This window comes from Pseudomonas sp. AM8, assembly GCF_036346475.1.
GTDB classification, from domain to species: Bacteria; Pseudomonadota; Gammaproteobacteria; order Pseudomonadales; family Pseudomonadaceae; genus Aquipseudomonas; species Aquipseudomonas marginalis.
Map to the genome: position 1 here is coordinate 224869 of NZ_JAOTNX010000002.1, position 20615 is coordinate 245483.

Sequence of the window (20615 nt, forward strand, 5' to 3'; positions counted from 1 at the left end):
CATCAGGCCTTGTCGGACTGATAGGCGTAGCTGTAGTAGCCGTAGTCGCCATAGCCGTAGCTGGCGGACCGGCGTTTTTCCACACCATTGAAGATCGCACCCTTGAGCTCGATGCCGTTCTGATGGAAGCGGCGCAGGGTCAACTCGATCTCCTTCGCCGAGTTCACGCCAAAACGGGTGACCATCAGGCTGGTGCCGGCCTGGCGCCCGACAATCGCGGCGTCGGTCACCGCCAGCAATGGTGGCGTGTCGATGATCACCAGGTCATAGCGCTCGCTGACTTCGGCCAGCAACGCAGCAAAGTTGGGGTGCATCAACAGTTCAGACGGATTGGGCGGGATCTGCCCACGACCGATGAAATCGAAGCGCTCCACGGCGGTCGGGTGAATCGCTTCCTGCAGATCACAGCGCTTGGCGAGCAGGTCGGACAACCCCGCCTCCACCGCCTTGCCGAGCATCTTGTGCAAGTAGCCCTTGCGCATGTCGGCATCGATCAGCAGCACGCGCTGACCCGACTGCGCGACAATCGCCGCCAGGTTGGCCGAGACAAACGTCTTGCCCACCTCGGGGCTCGGGCCGGTGATCATCAGGCGGTTGTTCCTGGCCTCGAGCATGGCGAAGTGCAGGCTGGTGCGCAGGCTGCGCATGGCTTCCATCACCAGGTCATGGGGGTGATTGACCGCCAGCAGCGACGGCGCGACGGAACGCCCCTTGGCCGCGTTGGTTTCCTCGGCCTTTTGCAACAGGCTGAAGGGGATCGAGGCGTACACCGGCAGGCCGAGTTTCTCGATCTCATCCGGGCTTTCCAGGCCACGGTTGAGCAGGCTGCGTACCAGCACGATGCCTACCGAGAGCATGCCGCCGAGCAGCATCGCCAGCAGCACCACGATGACCTTGCGCGGCGCCACAGGCTTGGCCAGGTTGACGTCGGCACTGTCGATCAGGCGCACGTTGCCCACGGTGCCGGCGCGCATCACGTCGAGTTCCTGGGAGCGGTTGAGCAACTGGGTGTAGATCTCGGTGCCCACTTGCACGTCGCGGGTCAGGCTGAGCAATTCCTGCTGGGTCGTGGGCAAGCCTTCGACGCGCTTGGTCATCTGCGCCTGCTTGGCGTTGAGTTCCGCCAACTTGGCGATCAAGGCACGATAAGCCGGGTGCTGGGGGGTGAACTTACGGTCCATCTCAGCCTGTTGCAGCTTGAGTTCGGAGATGCCGGTATCCAGGGCCACCACCTGGTCGAGCACCGCCTTGGCTTCGAGGCTGATGTCGATGGATTTGCTGCGGGTCTGGAAGCGGTTCAAGGCGTTCTCAGCCTTCTCCAGGTCGCGCCGCACCTGGGGCAACTGGTCATTGAGGAACGACAGGCTCTGTGCCGCCTCGGCCGAGGTACGGTCGACGTTCTGCTTCACATACAGGTTGGAAATTTCATTCAGCGTACGCACCGCCAGGCCCGGACGCGTGCTCTCCAGGGACAGGCTGATGATGCCCGACTCCTTGCCGCGTTCGATCACGGTGAGCAGGTCCTGGTAGTCGGCCACCGCGTCCAGGCGCGGCTTGCGCACGATCTTGAAATGCGCGCCCGGATTGGCCCGCAGCTCCTTGACCAGCACCTCGACGCCCTCGGCGGCAAACGGCACGCCGACGCTTCCTGCGGCGATCTCGACGCCGTCCTCATCAAATAACGTGTAGGCCTGGGCCTCGCCGGCCACCAGTACCAGGGTGGTCCCGAGCAACGCCGTCGGCAGGTTCAAGCGGCTCAGCACCAGGGCCTCGCCTCCCGCCGAGTAGCGATTGAAACCGAACAGCGGCGGCGCAACATCGCCCTTGTGTTCAGGCACATAACGCCGCGCGAGGAAGCCACCGATCAACGGAAAATGCTGGGGCGTGATGGTGATGTCCAGCGCCAGGGTATCGACGGTCTTGCCAATGATGGTGCGCGACTTGATCAGCTCGATCTCGGTCACCGCCGGCGATTCCTTGCCCAGCAGGCTGCTGACGTCGGAGAAACCGAGCATGTCGTTCTTCTTCGGCTCCACCTGGATCAACGCATTCGCCTGGAACACCGGCGCCGACAGAATGGCGTAGGCGGCACCGATCAGCATGCAGGTGCCGGTGATCCCGGCGATCAGCCATTTGTGATCGATCAGGTTGCCGAGCATGCCGAGCACATCGATCTCGTCACGGTGAGGGCTTTCAGGGGAAGCGTTCTGGGGTGAATACATAAATCGCGTCTTCGTCCTTGCAATCGTTTAAAGAGGGAGCGTCAGCGCGCCAGGCGCTGGGCCCAGGCCTGTGCGGCCTGTTCGATCAAGGCATAGGCCTGCACAAAGGCGGGCTTGCCCTGGCGATAGGGGTCGGTGATCTCGCGATCGTGCTGCCACTTGCCCAACAGGAACACCTTGCCCCGTGCCTCGGGGGCGAGGTCGAGCACGCCGTCGATGTGCCGTTGTTCCATCACCAGGATCAGGTCGGCCTCACTCACGGCGCCGGCGTCGAGTTGCCGGGCCCTGTGCACCTGGGGCACATGCCCGTGCTCCGCCAGCACCTGCCCGGCCAGGGGCTCCAGCGGATGGTCACGCAAGGCCGCCAGGCCCGCCGAACTCACCTGGATCCCGGAAGGTGCAAGCGCAGCACCCAGCAAGTGTTCCGCCGTGGGGCTGCGGCAGATGTTGCCGATGCACACAATCAATATCTTTTTGAACAAGGCAACCTCCCACGCACCGCACACTTATTCTTCGGCAAAAGGGACGACCTTATTTAATGAGCTGCAACTAACGACCGAGTAATTATGACCACAGCCTACAAACCGAGACCATCTATCGCGCAAGACAAAAAATAACAATCCCGGTATTGACCGACTAAAACTAACATTCCGGTATTTTTGCACCGCCCCATAATAAAGTGCGATTTGAATGCACCAGACAGGGGACGGCCATGAACACGTCAAAGTTATTGGTAGAGCGTATTGGCCTATTTCCTTCTTCGGGAAATATTCATGTGGAAGTGCATGATTCAACCCATGTCGTCGAACGCCTGCAGGTGCTGTATGCGGATAACTCACTGGACAGCGACGCGTCCGGCGCCGGGTTTTCCATGGTGTTCGCCGACTGGCGCTTCAAGTTGCAGGTCAGTGACCCGTTGTCGGTGTGCCTGTGCGTGGAAAGTCGCGGCGACAGCCAGTTCATGCAGGTCAAGACGGCCGAACTGCTGGCCAATATCTGCGGCACCGAGGAGCGGCCATGAGCCTGTGGGCGGGCTTGAGACGCGGCTATGCGTTGCGCAGGCTGACGGGGATGTTCGAGGGGTTTGCCGAACCGGTGCAGGGCGCGCAGTACCAGCGCAACACCCGGGCCATCGGCCATTGGCTGGACCTGTTGCGCGGCAGCTCCCCCCAGCAGATCACCCATGCGCTGTTCCAGCAGATGAAACGCGCGCGGCGCCGTGGCAATGCGCAACGGTTCAACGCGCAGACCACCCTGCTGGCGCTGATGGTGGAAAGCAACCTGGCGCTGGACCTGGCGACCTACTCGGCCTTCCTGTGCGCGGTTTCCAGGCGCCAGGCAGGCTCCTGATGGGCCTGGTCGGCACCTGAGAGGGTCACTGCGACGCGGTTGAGCAGCCACTCCGCGTTGTACTTGGGCACCAGCCCACAGACCAGCAAAAACACCAGCCCGCCGCCGATGAACACGGGGGATACCTTGATGGGCGCGGCATCAATACGCCACAGGAACACACTGGCCGCTGTCGCACCCAGTGCGGCACCGGCCAGGGCTTCATTCAGCGGATGTATATAAGGCGCGACACAATAAGCACTGAACCCGATACTTATCACTAACCCCACCAACGCCGCCGGCCAGCGCCAGGCCAGGTTGAACTGGCGGGCCAGCAAACTCGTTGCCACCGTGACCATCAAACAGGTGTTCATGGCATGGCCACTTATTACAGCAATATCCAAGTGCTGGAAGGATAAGCCCCAACCTTTAAACAGCAACTTGCTGGCCGCCACGATCGAATAAGTAATACCCAGCGTTATTATCCAGGCCCGCAATGCCCACGGCGTGGAATACCTTAACCAGACAGCAATCATCAGTGCGGCCGGAATCATGACGGTAATGCCGCCATATTGCGCAAGTTCTGCCCGCATCACTGCTTAACCTTCGACGTGCCATTTTCGGCGCTCATCAGACCTCAGGCCCAAAAAAAACACAACGTTATCTAGCGTCAGCAACGCCTTCAAAATGCAATTTACTGATCACCACATACAAATATGATTCTATATTTTAATAATTAGGTTAGAACCAAACGGCATTTTACACAGGCTGTCGCGGCCCCTACCGTGGACGAGCATGACCGACCCCCTGCCCGGCGGAGGTACTCACTCCCTACTCGACAAGGACAGACCATGAGCATTGAATTCATCGGCTATATCGGCGGTCACCACGCTTCCGAGATCCACCCACGCAGCGGCCCTGCCCTGCAACCGGACTACGTGGAAACCGTGGCCCGCGCCCACGAAGACGCCGGTTTCGACCGCGCGCTGGTGGCGTTCCATTCCAACAGCCCGGACAGCACGCTGATCGCCGCCCATGCCGCCAACGTGACGAAAAAACTGCAGTTCCTGATCGCCCACCGTCCGGGCTTCGCCCAACCCACCCTGGCCGCCCGCCAGTTCGCCACCCTTGATGTGTTCAATGGCGGGCGCACCGCCGTGCATATCATCACCGGCGGCGACGACCGCGAACTGCGCGCCGATGGCAGCCATATCGGCAAGGACGAACGCTATGCGCGCACCGATGAATACCTGAGCGTGGTCCGCCAGGAATGGACCAGCGATCAGCCCTTCGACTTTGCCGGCACCTACTACCAGGTCGAAGGCGCGCACTCCGCGGTGAAGTCGCCGCAGCAGCCGCATATCCCGCTGTATTTTGGCGGCTCTTCCAAGGCCGCGATTGAAGTGGCGGGCAAGCATGCCGATGTGTACGCGCTGTGGGGCGAAACCTATGAGCAGGTACGCGAGATCGTGACCCAGGTGCGCGCCGAAGCGGCCAGGCATGGGCGTACGATTCGCTTCAGCCTGTCGCTGCGACCGATCCTCGCCGCGACCGAAGAACTGGCGTGGGCGCGTGCCGACAGCATCCTGCAACAGGCCACCGAGTTGGCAGAGAAGAATGGCTTTGTGCGGCGTGAACCGCCGAATGAAGGCTCGCGCCGGTTGCTGGCGGCGGCGGCGCAGGGCTCGCGGCTGGACAAGCGCCTGTGGACGGGGATTGCGGGGTTGCTGGGGGCGCAGGGCAACTCCACCTCATTGGTGGGGACCGCCGAACAGGTGGCAGAGGCATTGGTCGATTATTACGACCTCGGTATCACCACCTTCCTGATCCGTGGGTTTGATCCGCTCAATGATGCGATCGACTATGGCAAGCGGTTGATCCCCCTCACCCGGCAGTTGATTGCTGAACGCGAGCAGGCCAAACAGGTCGCGTAAGCAAGAACACCACAAACCCCATGTGGGAGGGGCAACTCCTCTCCCACATTTTGATCTTCACCTGGCTCGAAATCAGTTCTTGTAGTCCGTATCAGTCCGCTCCAACTGCCGAATCAGCGCATTCCAATGCCGCGCCACCCCCGGTCCTTCGCCACTGGCAAACACCTTGGCCTGTTGTTCGACTTTCTCCACCACTTCGGCCGGCGGGAAGATCAACTCCACATTCCCCGCCGCCTGCGCCGCCACCTGGATATTGCACGCGCGCTCCAACTGTTGCAGCTGCACAAATGCATGTTCAACGCTGACGCCGGCGGTCAACAAGCCATGGTTGCGCAGGATCATCACGCTCTTGTCGCCCAGGTCCGCCACCAGCCGCTGGCGTTCGTCCAGGTCGAGGGCCACGCCTTCATACCCGTGGTACGCCACGCGCCCGGAAAAACCAATGGAATGCTGGGAGATCGGCAGCAGGCCGTCTTTCTGCGCCGACACCGCAATGCCGTCGCGGGTGTGGGTGTGCAGCACCGCCTGCAGGTCATGGCGTGCGCCGTGGATCGCGCTGTGGATCACATAACCGGCGTAGTTGATGCCCAGGCCGGTAGGGTCATCGACGATAGTGCCGTCGAGGTCGACCTTGACCAGGTTGGACGCACTGATTTCATCGAACAACAACCCGAAGGCGTTGATCAGGAAATGCTCCTCCGGCCCCGGTACACGGGCGGAGAAATGGGTATAGATGTGGTCGGTCCACTTGTACAAGGCAGCCAGGCGATAAGCGGCGGCCAGTTTGACGCGCACCTCCCACTCTTGCGGGGTAACGCGCTGGCGAACATTGCTGGTGAGATTGGTGATCGAGGTGACGCTGCTCATGGCAAAACTTCCTGGATGGCCTTAAGGACTTCCAGGCAAGCCTAGGGGATGGCCAAAAATAATAAAAAGCACATTTTAATCTAAGCTAATTATTATTTTTTTTCATATAAATCGTACCAATAATACAGGGCAAATGTGGGAGATCCCACAACCTCTTCGACGCAGCGCTGTCGCGCAGCAAACTGTGGCGAGCGGGCTTGCCACAAGAATGCGGTCGCCTGAAATTGTTCAGGCAAGACTCAAGACTTCAGGGTGAAATTTTAACCCCCTAAAATCATTCAGTTATTTTAAGTTTGATAAGAGGGGGCTTGCCCCCGATGGCCATGAGTATCTCCCGCAACGCTAACACCGATGCGAAGCGAGCCGCCCTTGATCTTGCTTTAGATCTTGATCTCAGGCGCCCCGTTAACCACGCTGGCCGGAATTCGATAGTGATTTGGGGGGGTAAACCGGCAGGGATGCCGGTTTAGCCGCCCCGCGCCATGGATGGCGCGTGGCGGCGGCCCCCCCACATCACTGTCGGATTACGGGCACACCGAGCCTAGGCGAGGTGCCGAGTGGTGGGGCAAGAGCCCTTTGCTTACTTTGGGGCTTTTCCAAAGTGAGCCGCCGTCAGGGCGGAACCCTAAGCCGCCGTTACCGCAGCAACGGATATGTACCCGGTCCAATCCAAAAAAATGGTCGGCCCAGAGGCCGTCATCGGGGGCAAGCCCCTTCCCACAGGGTTACGCGGCGTCGCGGACTTTATGCAGCGACGCCGCCACCCGCTTGCCAAACGCATCCACCGGCCCCTGCAGGTTGCCCAGGAAGTGCGGATAGATCAGCCACAAATCCATCACCGGCTTGAAATCCTTGAGCGGCATCACCGCCAGCTGCTCACGGTGCGCACTGCGTTCCAGCAACGGCCGTGGCACCAGGCCCAAGCCCAGGCCGTCGGCCACCAGGCCCAGTTGCAGTTCGGTGCCGAAGGTCTCCAGGTTGACCCGCAGGGCCAGGCCCTGATCGGACAAGGTGCGCTGCAACCCGGCACGGAAGCCGCAGCCGTCCGGGTTGAGGACCCAGCCGTTCTGGTACACATCGGCCAGTTTGCAGGGTTTCTTCGGCAGTTGGGCCTTGGCGCAGACCACCACCAGTTCCATCTTGCCGATGGACTCGCCGACGATGTTGTCCGGGAAGATCTTGCCTGCCGGGAACAGCGCCGCCGCCGCATCCAGTTCGCCGCGTTCGATCTTGCCCACCAACTGGCTGCCCCAGCCGGTGGCGACCTGGGCACGCAAGTCGGGGTATTCGCTGCGCAGGTGCTTGAGCGCGTCCAGCAGCACCACGTCGCCGATGGTCTGCGGCACCCCCAGGCGCAGCAGGCCGGTGGGCGGTGCGTCGGTGGCCACCAGCTCGCGCAGGGCATCCATCTCGCGCAGGATCAACCGGCACTGCTCATAGACGCGGGTGCCGATCAATGTCGGCTTGAGGGGTTTGGTGTTGCGGTCGAACAGCTCCACGCCCAGCGCCTGCTCGAAGTTCTGCACGCGGCGGGTAATGGCCGGCTGGGTCAATTGCAACGACTCGGCGGCATGGCTGATGGACTGGCAACGAATCACTTCGACAAAGGCATCGATATCGTCAATTTTCATTTGGGCCGCACATAGAGAACAGTCATTAAGATGTGTGTGAAGCATAGTTGCAGGAACGCAGCGTGAATAGCCCGTGCTGCAATCGATAACGTCTAACGCTATTCAGACCTGTTCTAAATTACCTTCAGCTATAAGCTAATCATTAAAAAATAGCATATTAACTATAAACATTATGCTTAGATAACCCCATCCCTGCGACCACACGATGGAAGTGCCATGACCCAGGCCCGACACCCCGAGAGACTCAGAGCCTTCATAGGCGCCCTGGCGGAATTGATAGACGGCAACCCACGGGAAGGCGACCTGTTGCACCGTGGCGGCAAGCTGCTGGCGCAACTGGTCAGCCATGACGACTGGCTCCCCGATGAGTTTGCCCAACCCGACCCCGAGCGCTACCAGCAGTTCCTGCTGCATGCCGATTCGCGCCAGCGTTTCAGCATCGTCAGCTTTGTCTGGGGGCCGGGGCAAAGCACGCCGATCCACGACCATCGGGTGTGGGGGCTGATCGGCATGCTGCGCGGGGCAGAGTTCTCCCAAGGCTTCGAACGCGCGCCCGACGGCAGCCTGATCGCCGAAGGCCAGCCGATTCAACTGGTGCCGGGCCAGGTCGAGGCGGTGTCGCCCAAGGTCGGCGACATCCATCAGGTGAGCAATGCCCACAGCGACCAGGTGTCGATCAGCATTCATGTGTACGGCGCCAATATCGGCGCGGTGCGCCGTGCGGTGTACCAGCCCGACGGCAGCGAGAAACTGTTTATCTCCGGTTATTCCAACGCCTTCCTCCCGAATATCTGGGATTTGTCCAAAGAAAAGAGCCCTGCCCTATGACCACCGTACCGACCCGTAGCTTTGCCCGGATTCGCCAGGCCCTGTTGGACCGTGAAGAAGTCGCCCTGGTGGACGTGCGCGAAGAAGCGCCGTTTGCCGAATCCCACCCGCTGTTCGCGGCGAATATCCCGCTGTCCAAGCTGGAACTGGAGGTGTATTCGCGCATTCCACGCCGCGATACCCAGGTCACCGTCTACGACAACGGTGAAGGCCTGGCCGCCCGTGCCGCCGAACGCCTGGTTGCGCTGGGCTACACCCAGGTCAGCCTGCTGGAAGGTGGCCTGGACGGTTGGCGCCAGGCCGGTGGCGAGCTGTTTATCGATGTGAACGTGCCGAGCAAGGCCTTTGGCGAGTTGGTGGAGAGCGAGCGCCACACGCCGTCCCTCGCCGCTGAAGAAGTGCAGGCGCTGCTCGACAGCCAGGCCGATGTGGTGGTGCTCGACGCCCGCCGTTTCGACGAATACCAAACCATGAGCATCCCCACCGGCATCAGCGTGCCCGGTGCCGAGTTGGTGTTGCGTGCGCGGGAACTGGCGCCCGACCCGGCCACCCGCATCATCGTCAACTGCGCCGGGCGTACCCGCAGCATTATCGGCACCCAGTCGCTGATCAACGCCGGCGTGGCCAACCCGGTGTCTGCGCTGCGCAATGGCACCATCGGCTGGACCCTGGCCGGGCAGAAGCTCGCCCACGGCCAGTCGCGGCGCTTTGCGCCAACCTCGGAAGAGCATCGCCAGATCGCCGCCGTCGATGCACGCCGCGTCGCCGACAAGGCCCGCGTCGGTCGCGCCACCCTCGCCGACCTGCACGCCTGGCAGCAGGAAACCAACCGCACCACCTACCTGTTCGATGTGCGCACCCCGGAAGAATTCGAAGCCGGCCACCTGCCCGGCGCGCGCTCGACCCCGGGCGGCCAACTGGTGCAGGAAACCGACCATGTCGCCAGCGTGCGCGGTGCGCGCCTGGTGCTGGCGGATGACGATGGCGTGCGGGCGAACATGTCTGCGTCGTGGCTGGCCCAACTGGGCTGGGACGTGCATGTGCTGGATGACCTGCAAGCGGCGCACTTCAGCGAAAAAGGCGCCTGGGTCGCTCCAGCCCCCGCGCGCCCCCAGGCCGAACTGATCAGCCCGCACACCCTCGCCGAATGGCTCGAGCATGGCGACACCGTGGTGCTGGATTTCACCGCCAGCGCTAACTACGTGAAGCGCCATATCCCCGGTGCCTGGTGGGTATTGCGCGCACAACTGCCCGAGGCCCTGGCCAAGATACCCGCCGCCCAGCGTTATGTGCTGACCTGCGGCAGCAGCCAACTGGCGCGCCTGGCGGTGGCTGAAGTCGAAGCGATCACCGGCAAGCAAGTGTTCCTGCTGCAAGACGGCACCGCCGCCTGGATCAACGCGCAACTGCCACTGGAAGAAGGCGAAACCCACCTGGCCTCGCTGCGTATCGACCGCTACCGCCGGCCGTACGAAGGCACCGACAACCCCAAGGAAGCCATGCAGGCCTACCTGGATTGGGAGTTCGGTCTGGTGGAGCAACTGGCCCGCGATGGGACCCATGGGTTTTACGTCATTTGACCCCAGGCACGCCTGCCCCCATTGCGGGAGCAGGCGCTGCCCCAGGCTGATGGGGCGGGGGTACTGCGTTACTTTCTTTCTTCTGTGTCGGTGCAAGAAACCGTCCCCGAGCTACCGCTCAACTGAGACTGCATGGCGTGGACACCCGCCTCCATTTGCGAGGCCACGCTGAACTGGGCACCGAACAGCAGACTGAACATGACGCATGTGGTTGCCAATAATTTGCACATGACGAATCCTCACTGGTTCGCTGAGAGGGTACAAATACCCCCATCGTTTACTCGCAGCTGACTTGGCTGCGTACTGTCATTTTCTGCCCGACGCAACGCCTGGACACCTGTGAAGAATGACAGTGGCCTAGACAACTTCGCACTATGCAAACCTGCGTTGAGAGCGATTGGCGCCGCCCCCCTTGGACACCCAGGCACCCCAGCCGCAATTACCTATTCGAAAATACATAAAACGCATATTAGATAACAAATTATCTTAATATTATTCATAATTAACATATAACCAAAAAGACTTTCACAGCAGGTTTTTATGGGCATAACGTGAACTCCTCACCGACCCCTTCTCCAGGCGGAGGTAGCCGAACCCTTTTTCGATCTGCCTGGAGCCTGCATCCCATGGTCTTTTCCACTCCGTTCAAACGCCTGCTCCTGGGCACCGCCCTGGCCCTTGGCCTGGCCACCGGCGCCCACGCCGCCGACCTGCAACCGCTGCGGGTGGCCAATCAGAAATCGACGATCAAGACGCTGCTGGAAGTCTCCGGCGAAACGAAAAACGTGCCCTATCAAATCCAGTGGTCGGAGTTCCCGTCCGCCTCGCCCCTGGGCGAAGCCTTGAATGCCGGTGCCGTGGATATCGGTGCCCTGGGCGATGCGCCCTACGTATTTGCCCTCGGCGCCGGCGCCTCGCTAAAGGTGGTCAGCATCATCCACGCCGAAGGGCGTAACACCACCGCCCTGCTGGTGCCCAAGGATTCGCCGATCAAGACGGTGGCCGACCTCAAGGGCAAGAAAATCGTCACCGGGCGTGGGTCCATCGGCCATTACCTGGCGATCAAGGCGCTGGCCACGGCCGGCCTGACCACAAAGGACGTGCAGTTCATTTTCCTGCTGCCCAGCGAGTCGCGCCTGGTGCTGGATAACGGCACTGTCGACGCCTGGTCGACCTGGGACCCCTACACCACCGTCGTCACGTCCCAAAGCCAGGCGCGGATCCTGGCCAGCGGCAACACGCTGTTGAGCAATCACCTGTACCTCGCCGCCACCCGCCAGGCCATCGCCGACAAGCGCACGCAGCTGGACGACTTTGTCGCCCGCGTCGACCGCGCCTACGCCTGGGCCAATACCCACCCCGACGAGTACGCCGCCGCCCAGGCCAAAATCACCGGGCTGCCGCTGGCCGTGCATGTGGCCGTGGCCAAGGAAACCCGCCTGAGCCCGGTGCTGATTGACGACAGCGTGATCAGTGGCCTGCAGGCCACCGCCGACACCTACCAGCAAGAAGGCCTGCTGCCCCGGCACATCGACGTGTCCCAGGGCTTCGACACGAGCTTTAACGCCAAGCGCGCCCCCAACAACCAAGCATCACGCTGAAGGAGCAGAACATGAGCACGCCACATCCATTGAAACCCCGCCATTTGAAATTAGGCGCCATGGTCCACGGTGTCGGACACGGCTGGGGCGAATGGCGCCATCCGCAGGCGCAACCGAATGCCAGTACGAATTTCGGCTTCTACAAGCAGCAGACCGAACTCGCCGAAGCGGCCAAGTTCGACTTCGTGTTCATCGCCGACAGCCTGCACATCCACGCCAAGTCCAGCCCGCATTACCTCAACCGTTTCGAACCGCTGACCATCCTCTCGGCCCTGGCCGCGTTGACCACGCATATCGGCCTGGTGGCCACCGTGACCGTCAGCTACACCGAGCCCTACCAGGTGGCGCGCCAGTTCGCGTCCCTGGACCATATCAGCGGCGGGCGCGCCGGCTGGAACGTGGTGACCTCGTGGCTCAGCGGCACCGCCGACAACTTCGGTAAAGCCGAGCACCCACCCCACGCCGTGCGCTACCGCATCGCCAAGGAACACCTGAACACGGTCAAGGGCCTGTGGGATTCCTGGGAAGACGACGCCTTTGCCTACAACAAGCAAAGCGGTGAATTCTTTACCCCGGGCAAGCTGCATGCGCTGAACCACAAAGGCGAGTTTTTCTCGGTCAAAGGCCCGCTGAACATTGCGCGCTCGCGCCAGGGCCAACCGGTGATTTTCCAGGCGGGCACCTCCGAAGATGGGCGTAACTTTGCGGCGCAGAACGCCGACGCCATCTTTGTGCATGTGGAGAGCATCGAAGAAGGCCTGGCCTACACCCAGGACCTCAAGCGCCGCGCCAAGGGCTTTGGCCGCGACGCCGACAGCCTGTCGATCCTGCCGGGCATCCGCCCGATTGTCGGCCGCGACGAGGCCGAAGTGGAAAGCCGCTACCAGCAGGCCGTGGAGCTGGTCACCGTGGAAGACGCCATCGTCGCCCTCGGCCGCCCGTTCAACGACCATGACTTCAGCCAGTACCCGCTGGACGCCCCGTTCCCGGAACTCGGCGACCTGGGCGCCAACAGCCAGAAAGGCGGCTCCGACCGCATCAAGCAACTGGCCAGGGACGAAGGCCTGACCCTGCGCGAAGTGGCGCTGCGCTTCTCGCGGCCCAAGCGTGATTTTGTCGGCACCCCGGAGCAAGTCGCCGACGCGATCCAGACCTGGTTCGAACGCGGTGCCAGCGATGGTTTCATCATCAACTCGGTGCTGCCGGACGGCTTGCAGTACTTCACCGAACTGGTGGTGCCGGTGCTGCAACAGCGTGGCCTGTTCCGTAGCGAATACACCGGCCACACCCTGCGCGACAACCTTGGCCTGGCCGTACCGGCCAACCGTTACAGCGTCACCGCCGAGGTCGAAACGCAACAGGAGGCGCTGGCATGAGCGAATCCCTCAACCGTCAGTTGGCGGCGCTGCACGCCGAGCGTGTAGCGACCTGGGCACCGGCGGCGTTGCAGGTCAATATCGACCAGCGCCAGCGCCTGGTGGATGAAGCACGGGTAGACGACTACATGCAGCTCGGCGATGAACTGGACCCCTTCACCCTGCTCAATGTGGAAGGCGGCGAACTGACCCGCGAACGGCTGCTGGCCGACGGCCCGGCGGTGTTGATCTTCTTCCGTTTCGCCGGCTGCCCGGCGTGCAATATCGCCCTGCCCTATTACGAACGCCAACTCTACCCACGCCTGCGCGAACTGGGCGTGCCTCTGGTCGCGGTGAGTCCGCAAGTGCCAGAACGCCTGGTTGAGATCAAGAGCCGCCACGCCCTGCAATTGCTGGTGGCCAGCGACCTGGACAACCACCTCGGGCGCCGCCTGGGCATCCTCTACAGCTTCGACGAAGCCTCGCGCAATGCAGCCTTGGCCAAGGGCAATCACATCGGTGAAACCACCGGTACGGGGACCTGGGAGTTGCCACAACCGACCGTGGTGGTGATTGCCCAGGACGGCACGGTGGCGTTCGTGGACGTCAGCCCGGACTGGCTGGTGCGTACCGAAGCCGAGCCGGTGGTGCAGGTGGTGGAGCGCTTGTTGGGCCAACAGCCTGTACGCATCGCCATCTAGGCCCACCGCACCTCCCACATTTTGACCGAGTACATTCTCATGACCCAACCGTCTCTACGCTCCGTGGAGGTCGCCAACTTCGAGGCCCTGCTCGAACGCCTCAGCGCCGAGCTGGCCGGCACCGCGCACCTGTATGACGAGAGCGGCGCCTTCCCCCACGCCAACTTCCAGCGGCTGCATGACCACGGCCTGGTCGCCCTCACCGTGCCCAAAGCCCTCGGTGGCGGCGGTGCCAGCCTGCCCCAGGCGCGCAAGGCGATCAGTGCAATTGCCAAGGGCGAACCGTCCACCGCACTGATCCTGGTGATGCAATACCTGCAACATACCCGCCTGCAAGACAGCAAGACCTGGCCGCCCCATCTGCGTACACAAGTGGCCGAGGACGCGGTGCGCAACGGCGCATTGATCAACGCCCTGCGCGTCGAACCCGACCTCGGCACCCCGGCCCGTGGCGGGCTGCCGGCGACCACCGCCGTGCGCACCGCTGAGGGTTGGCGCATCAGCGGGCGCAAGATCTACTCCACCGGCAGCCATGGCCTGAGCTGGTTCAGCGTATGGGCGCGCAGCGATGACGCCGACCCGCTGGTGGGCGCCTGGCTGGTGCCCAAGGACAGCCCCGGCGTGAGCATCATCGACACCTGGGACCACCTCGGCATGCGCGCCACCTGCAGCCATGAAGTGCTGCTCGACAACGTACTGGTGCCGCTGGACCACGCCGTCAGCGTCAGCCCCTGGAGCGCGCCGCAACCGGAACTGGATGCCGAGGGTTTCCTGTGGATGTCGGTGCTGCTGTCCTCGGTGTATGACGCCGTGGCCCAGGCCGCGCGGGACTGGCTGGTGAACTGGCTGGAAGAACGCCAGCCGTCCAACCTCGGTGCAGCGTTGTCGACATTGCCGCGTTTCCAGGAAACCGTCGGCCATATCGACACGCTGCTGTTCGCCAACCGCAGCCTGCTCGACGCCGCCGCCGACGGCCACACCCCGGCCGCCAACGCCGCGCAGTTGAAGTACCTGGTCACCCACAACGCGATCCGCGCCGTGGAACTGGCCATCGAGGCCTCCGGCAACCCCGGTCTGTCACGCCATAGCCCGCTGCAACGCCACTACCGCGATGTGCTGTGCAGTCGCGTGCATACCCCGCAGAACGATGCGGTGCTGCAAGGTGTCGGTAAAGCCGTGTTCGCCCAACGCCAGAAGGAACGCACATGACTCAGGTGATTATTGCCAGCCAGTTGGACGAAGACTACAACGAGGTGATCCGCGCACGCCTCACTGCGATCCACCCCGGAGCCCAGGTGATCGGCGTGCCGGCGGGCGTGCCGAGCGACCTGCCGCCCCAGGCGAATATCCTGCTGCTGCGCCCGATCAACGTGCGCGGCTACACCGCCCCGGACACCCCGCCACCGGGCTGGCCCTACGGCGCGCAATGGGTGCATTTGGTCTCATCGGGCATCGACTTCTACCCGCAATGGCTGTTCAACGGCCCGCCGGTGACCACCTCCCGGGGCAGCGCCGCCGACAACCTCGCCGAGTTCGCCCTGGCGGCGATCTTTGCCGCGGCCAAGCATTTACCGGACATCTGGGTGAAGGACTCGCAATGGAATTTCACCGCCCTGCGCCCACTCAAGGGCACCACCCTGGGCATCCTCGGCTTTGGTGCGATTGGTAAAAGCCTGGCGCAAAAAGCCCTGGGCCTGGGCATCAACGTTGTGGCCCTGCGTCAGAGCCAGGCACCGTTCGGCGCAGGAGTGCAGGCCGCCAACGACATCCACGACCTGTTCGCCCGCGCCGACCACCTGGTAGTGGCCGCGCCACTGACCGACGCCACGCGGCATATCATCAACCGCGATGTGCTGGGCAGCGCCAAGCCGGGACTGCACCTGATCAACATCGCCCGGGGCGGTCTGCTCGATCAGGAGGCGTTGCTCGAGGCCCTGGATAACGGCCAGATCGGCCTGGCATCGCTCGACGTGACCGAACCGGAGCCTTTGCCGGATGGGCACCCGTTGTACAGCCACCCACGGGTGCGGTTGTCGCCGCACACGTCAGCGATTTCGACCAATAGCCGCAACGAGATTGCCGATACGTTTTTGGCGAATCTGGAGCGCTACGTTTCAGGGATCGCACTGGCGAACCTGGCTAACGTCTGACGCCGTTCAAAAATGTGGGAGGGGCGGTGCGACGATTTGGACTTGCTCCCGTGGCGGCCTTCGGGCCGACCATGTGGTTAGGTTTTATCGAGTACATATCCGTTGCTGCGGTAACGGCGGCTTAGGGTTCCGCCCTTACGGCGGGTCACTTTGGAAAAGCCCCAAAGTAACCAAAGGGCTCTTGCCCCAACACTCGGCACCTCGCCTAGGCTCGGTGTGCCCTCACTCCGGCTTGAATCCGTGGGCCGCCGTCATGGGCCATCCTTGGCCCAGGACGGCTAACCCGGCGTCCTGCCGGGTTACCCACGGATTCAAGCCTGCGTTCGGCCAGCGTGTTTGACGGGGCGCCTAGGATCAAAAGCAGAGCAAAAGCAGGCTGAGGTCTGCCTGCTGGATGGAGATCCAAATGTGGGAGGGGGCTTGCCCCCGATGAGGGTGGGTCAGTGATACTTGGGTTGACTGACTCACCGCTATCGGGGCAAGCCCCCTCCCACATTTACCGAGTACACCAGGCACAACTCCGGTCGGCTCTAAGGCCGCCGCGCTTTGGCTTTTGATCTCAAATCGCCCCATCAAACACGCTGGCCGAACGCAGGCTTGAATCCGTGGGTAACCCGGCAGGACGCCGGGTTAGCCGCGCTGGGCCATGGATGGCCCATCGCGGCGGCCCACGCTCCAAAGCCGGAGTGAGGGCACACCGAGCCTAGGCGAGGTGCCGAGTGTTGGGGCGAGGACCTTTTGCTTACTTTTGGGTCCCTCCAAAAGTGAGCCGCTGTAAGAGCGGAACCATAGGCAGCCGTTACCGCAGCAACGGATATGTACTCGGTCAAAGCCAACGACATGGTCGGCCCGAAGGCCGCCACGGGGGCAAGCCCCACATCTGGTTATGCGGCCAGGCGAAAAACATCATCAGATATACGCATCATAAACAAATATTAACTGCATATTTTTAATAATTAACATATAACAAAACGGACTTTTACGAACGCCTTTCCTATCCATATTGTTATGTCCAGCACCGACCCCTGACCAGGTGGAGGCCTTGCCTGAACCACCACTTTCTCAGGGTCCTACCATGAGCCACATCGCCGCGCCCAATCGCCTCACCCTTGCTGTCTCCCTCGCCCTGTTCGGCGCGTACGCCCACGCCGATGACGCCGCGCTGCCGGTGGTCAATGTCACGGCCGAGCACCGCAGTGAAGACTTGCAGAAAACCCCGCTGGCGATTTCCGCCTTCGACGAGAAGAGCCTCGACGACAAGCAGATCCGCAGCGTGCGCGATCTGTCGGGCCAGGTGCCGAACCTGACACTCAGCCGCCAGTCGATCTCCTACAGCGCCCAGACCTATGGCATTCGCGGCATCGGTGAAACCGACCCGATCCAGGAAGCCGCCGTGGCGGTGTACGCCGACGACTTGTACATCCCACGGGCTATTTCCTCGATGCTCGACTTCAATGACGTCGAGCGCGTCGAAGTGCTGCGCGGCCCCCAGGGCACCCTGTACGGGCGCAACAGCAGCGCGGGGGCGATCCGCGTGATCACCCGCGACCCCAACCAGGAAACCCGTGGTTTCGTCGAGCTCGGTGCGGGTAATTACAATGCGCAGAACGGCCGTTTCCTGATCAGCGGCCCGCTGGTAGACAACGCGTTGTTCGGCAGCTTTTCGGCGATCCGCCTGAGCCGCGACGGCACGGTGTCCAACCCGACCCGGGGCAAGGATGTCAACAACGTCGATATCCAGTCCTACCGCGGCAAGCTGCGCTACAAGCCGGAGGATTCACCCTGGGATGTGCAGTTGACCCTGGCCGGCACTTTTGACCGTGGCGACACCACCAGCTACTCGCCGTTCGACGCCAATGGCCGTTTCGACAAGTTCAAGAGCTACAGCAGCCTCGACCCGAAAAACCGCCTTGACCAGGGCAGTTCGGTGTTGCGCGCGATCTATGCGATCAACGATCACTTGAATGTCAAATCGGTCACTGCCTGGTCGTCCTTCAACCAGCCGGTGGACTACGACAACTCTGGCCAGGCCGCGCTGATCCAGAACAACCTGATCCTCTACAAGCAAAACTACGCCACCCAGGAATTCCAGCTCAACGGCGACTATGACGACCTCAGCTTCAGCACCGGCCTGTACCTGTACCGCGAACGCTTCGATGCCGACCGCGACAACCTCACCTACTCCATCGCACGCAACCGGGTGATCGGCCAGGGCCAGTACAGCACCACCAACACCGAAAGCTACGCGCTGTATGGCCAGGGCACCTACAAGATCACCCCGCAGCTGTCGCTGATCGCCGGCCTGCGCTTTACCCGCGAACACAAGAACTTCGAGTTCACCAATTACACGATCAATACCGACCGGCAGATTACCGGCACCAACTTCGCGGCCGAGTCGAGCAAATCCTGGCAATCCACCAGCCCGAAAATCGGCTTCGAATATGCCTGGACGCCGCACCTCAACCAGTACGCCTACGTCGCCAAGGGCTTCAAGGCCGGCGGATACGACAACCGTGCGCCGACCCGCGCCGCCGCCGAGCAGGCGTTTTCGCCGGAAGACGTGACGACCTGGGAAACCGGCTTCAAGGGCGACTTCTTCGACCAGCGTCTGCGGGCCAACGTCGCGCTGTTCTACAACGACTACAAAGATCTCCAGACCAACGCCTACGACCCGGCGCTGGGGGTGAGCCTGCGCACCAACGTCGGCCAGGCCCACACCTACGGCGTCGAGCTGGAAACCCTCACCGCCCTGAGCCGCGACCTGCAACTGAGCGCCAACCTCGGCTACCTGGAGAGCCAGTACGACGACTTCCAGAACGCCAGCGGTGCCGGGGTCGATGCCAATGGCAAGCAACTGGTGTTCTCGCCGCGCTGGAACGCCAGTGTCGGCCTGAACTACACTATTCCCGCAGGCCTGCCGGGCACCTGGCTGGCGGGCACGGATGCGCAGTTCCAGACCAAGTCCTACGCCAACGCGCTGAACGACGACATCCAGGAAGTGCCGCAGCAAACCTTCTGGAACGCCAACACTCGCTACATCAGCGGCAACGGCCACTGGACCACCACCCTGGCGGTGAAAAACCTGCTGGACCGCGCTTACCCGCAATCGGTGGGCTATGTGCCGTCCAGCGGCGCCCGTTATTACTCGGTCAACGATCCGCGCACGCTGTTGCTGTCGGTGCGCTATGACCTCTGAGTGCGTTACTTGATGCGGTAGTGGAAGGTATTGCGCACCGCCGGTACGGCCACGGCCTTGCCGTCAACGATCCTCGGCTGGTAGCGAAAGGTGTTCGCCGCCGCCAGTGAAGGCCGGATAAACAACGGGTGGCAGCCGTCCAGCACCTTGGGATTTTCCACGCGGCCTTGCGTGTTGACGCTGTACTCCAAGGTGCAGTCGCCCTCGATGTTCTTGTCCAGGGCGCGCTCGGGATAGTCCGGTGCCTCCTTGCTCAGGGGTTGGTATTGGCGGCTGTCGAAGGCGGTTGCCGGGGCTGGCGCGGGGGTGGCAGCCCGAGCTTTTTCAGCGGCCAGGCGTTGCTGATCGAGGCGTTGTTGTTCCAGCTCGCGGTTGCGTTGTTCGCTGGCCAGGCGTTCCTGCTGCTGCTCGATCTTCTTGTCTTCGACGCGTTTACGCGCCAGGGCGGCTTTCTCGAGTTTTTGCGCCTGGACCTGTGGATCGACCACGGGCTTTACCGGCACCGGTATCACCACCGGCTCCGGCGGTGCGGGGGCAGCCACCACCGGTTCAGGCTCGGGCGCTGGCGCCGGTGGCAGCATGACCAACTGCGTGTGCATCACCCGAGGGGCATCCACCACGGGCTTTTGCGTCGACCAGCCCAGCATCAACGCGGCCAGCACGCCGACGTGCAGCGCCACCGCCAGGCTGGCGGCGAGGCTGTTTCTCCAAAACCCCGAAGCATCCCGGGGCGCCATCGTCAGGGTGGGACTGTGCATGATCATCGCCGTCATTGCGGGGCCTCGGTCACCAGCCCCAGGTTGCTGACACCACCCTTCTGCAACACCGCCATGGCCGCGACCACACGGCCGTAACCGGCGTTGTCGTCGGCGCGGATATAGACTTGGGTGTCGCTGCGCGCCGCCACCACCTGCATGACCTTGGCGCCCATTTCATCCAGGCTCACGGCGCTGTCGGTCTGGTGCCGGGTATCGAGTTCGCCGCCGAGGTTCCAGTAGTAGCCACCGTCGGCCTTTACCGACAGCGTGAGGATCTGCTGGCGGGTGTCGGTGGCCAACGCCTCGGCGGCGACCTTGGGCAGGTCGATCTTCACGCCCTGGGTCAGCATCGGCGCGGTGACCATGAAGATCACCAGCAGCACCAGCATCACGTCGATATACGGCACCACGTTCATCTCGGCCTTGGGCCCGTGCTTGCGTTGCGGCCTGACTAACATGGGAG

General features: G+C 62.4%; 18 protein-coding genes. 11 read left to right on the forward strand and 7 right to left on the reverse strand.

Annotated elements, in window-relative coordinates; all coding sequences use genetic code 11:
* Positions 1-2 precede the first annotated feature (2 nt).
* Together V3W40_RS05960 and V3W40_RS05965 are read right to left on the reverse strand one after the other, a co-directional pair.
* Entirely contained in the window at positions 3-2222 is a 2220-nt protein-coding gene (locus V3W40_RS05960; protein WP_330214627.1) for a polysaccharide biosynthesis tyrosine autokinase, read from the reverse strand.
* Positions 2223-2263: 41 nt separating this feature from the next.
* Positions 2264-2704: a low molecular weight protein-tyrosine-phosphatase gene (locus tag V3W40_RS05965; protein WP_065925156.1), complete on the reverse strand. Its 441-nt coding sequence runs from the start codon at positions 2702-2704 to the stop codon at positions 2264-2266.
* A 230-nt stretch (positions 2705-2934) separates the two neighbouring features.
* Here V3W40_RS05965 and V3W40_RS05970 point away from each other — a divergent pair, with 230 nt between their 5' ends.
* A complete protein-coding gene (locus V3W40_RS05970) occupies positions 2935-3243 on the forward strand; it encodes a phosphomannomutase (protein ID WP_235865593.1) in 309 nt (102 codons plus the stop codon).
* Positions 3240-3572 carry a hypothetical protein gene (locus V3W40_RS05975; protein ID WP_065925155.1) on the forward strand — a complete coding sequence of 111 codons (333 nt, stop codon included), beginning with the start codon at positions 3240-3242 and terminating at the stop codon, positions 3570-3572. Before V3W40_RS05970 ends, V3W40_RS05975 begins: the two co-directional genes overlap by 4 nt.
* Here V3W40_RS05975 and V3W40_RS05980 read toward each other — a convergent pair.
* Positions 3524-4144 carry a hypothetical protein gene (locus V3W40_RS05980; protein WP_428977862.1) on the reverse strand — a complete coding sequence of 207 codons (621 nt, stop codon included), beginning with the start codon at positions 4142-4144 and terminating at the stop codon, positions 3524-3526. The genes V3W40_RS05975 and V3W40_RS05980 overlap by 49 nt on opposite strands.
* Positions 4145-4402: 258 nt before the next feature.
* Here V3W40_RS05980 and V3W40_RS05985 point away from each other — a divergent pair, with 258 nt between their 5' ends.
* Positions 4403-5485, forward strand: coding sequence for an LLM class flavin-dependent oxidoreductase (locus V3W40_RS05985; RefSeq protein ID WP_330214628.1), 1083 nt, complete (start codon positions 4403-4405; stop codon positions 5483-5485).
* 72 nt (positions 5486-5557) lie between these two features.
* Here V3W40_RS05985 and V3W40_RS05990 read toward each other — a convergent pair whose 3' ends face one another.
* Positions 5558-6352, reverse strand: coding sequence for a class II aldolase/adducin family protein (locus V3W40_RS05990; protein ID WP_092485437.1), 795 nt, complete (start codon positions 6350-6352; stop codon positions 5558-5560).
* Between the two features lie 725 nt (positions 6353-7077).
* Positions 7078-7983 carry a LysR family transcriptional regulator gene (locus V3W40_RS05995; protein WP_027608694.1) on the reverse strand — a complete coding sequence of 302 codons (906 nt, stop codon included), beginning with the start codon at positions 7981-7983 and terminating at the stop codon, positions 7078-7080.
* Positions 7984-8199: 216 nt separating this feature from the next.
* Between V3W40_RS05995 and V3W40_RS06000 the strand changes: the two genes are divergently transcribed.
* The 8 genes from V3W40_RS06000 (at position 8200) to V3W40_RS06035 (ending at position 19394) form a co-directional block, all read left to right on the forward strand.
* Complete coding sequence (locus V3W40_RS06000) at positions 8200-8811, forward strand: cysteine dioxygenase (RefSeq protein ID WP_065948165.1); 612 nt, start codon at positions 8200-8202, stop codon at positions 8809-8811.
* Entirely contained in the window at positions 8808-10391 is a 1584-nt protein-coding gene (locus V3W40_RS06005) for a rhodanese-related sulfurtransferase (RefSeq protein WP_330214629.1), read from the forward strand. The genes V3W40_RS06000 and V3W40_RS06005 overlap by 4 nt, the downstream gene beginning before the upstream one ends.
* A 626-nt stretch (positions 10392-11017) precedes the next feature.
* Positions 11018-11992, forward strand: a complete 975-nt coding sequence (locus V3W40_RS06010) for an ABC transporter substrate-binding protein (protein ID WP_330214630.1) — start codon at positions 11018-11020, stop codon at positions 11990-11992.
* Positions 11993-12003: 11 nt separating this feature from the next.
* Positions 12004-13368, forward strand: coding sequence for an LLM class flavin-dependent oxidoreductase (locus V3W40_RS06015; RefSeq protein WP_330214631.1), 1365 nt, complete (start codon positions 12004-12006; stop codon positions 13366-13368).
* Positions 13365-14048, forward strand: coding sequence for a peroxiredoxin-like family protein (locus V3W40_RS06020; protein WP_330214632.1), 684 nt, complete (start codon positions 13365-13367; stop codon positions 14046-14048). The genes V3W40_RS06015 and V3W40_RS06020 overlap by 4 nt, the downstream gene beginning before the upstream one ends.
* A 39-nt stretch (positions 14049-14087) precedes the next feature.
* On the forward strand, positions 14088-15257 hold the full coding sequence (locus V3W40_RS06025) for an acyl-CoA dehydrogenase family protein (RefSeq protein WP_330214633.1): 1170 nt from the start codon (positions 14088-14090) through the stop codon (positions 15255-15257).
* Positions 15254-16198: a D-isomer specific 2-hydroxyacid dehydrogenase family protein gene (locus tag V3W40_RS06030; protein WP_330214634.1), complete on the forward strand. Its 945-nt coding sequence runs from the start codon at positions 15254-15256 to the stop codon at positions 16196-16198. Before V3W40_RS06025 ends, V3W40_RS06030 begins: the two co-directional genes overlap by 4 nt.
* A gap of 1075 nt (positions 16199-17273) precedes the next feature.
* Positions 17274-19394, forward strand: a complete 2121-nt coding sequence (locus V3W40_RS06035; protein WP_330214635.1) for a TonB-dependent receptor — start codon at positions 17274-17276, stop codon at positions 19392-19394.
* A gap of 5 nt (positions 19395-19399) precedes the next feature.
* Here V3W40_RS06035 and V3W40_RS06040 read toward each other — a convergent pair whose 3' ends face one another.
* Together V3W40_RS06040 and tolR are read right to left on the reverse strand one after the other, a co-directional pair.
* Positions 19400-20167, reverse strand: a complete 768-nt coding sequence (locus tag V3W40_RS06040; protein ID WP_330214636.1) for an energy transducer TonB — start codon at positions 20165-20167, stop codon at positions 19400-19402.
* Positions 20164-20610, reverse strand: coding sequence for a protein TolR (tolR, locus tag V3W40_RS06045; RefSeq protein WP_092485465.1), 447 nt, complete (start codon positions 20608-20610; stop codon positions 20164-20166). The genes V3W40_RS06040 and tolR overlap by 4 nt, the downstream gene beginning before the upstream one ends.
* Positions 20611-20615 lie beyond the last annotated feature (5 nt).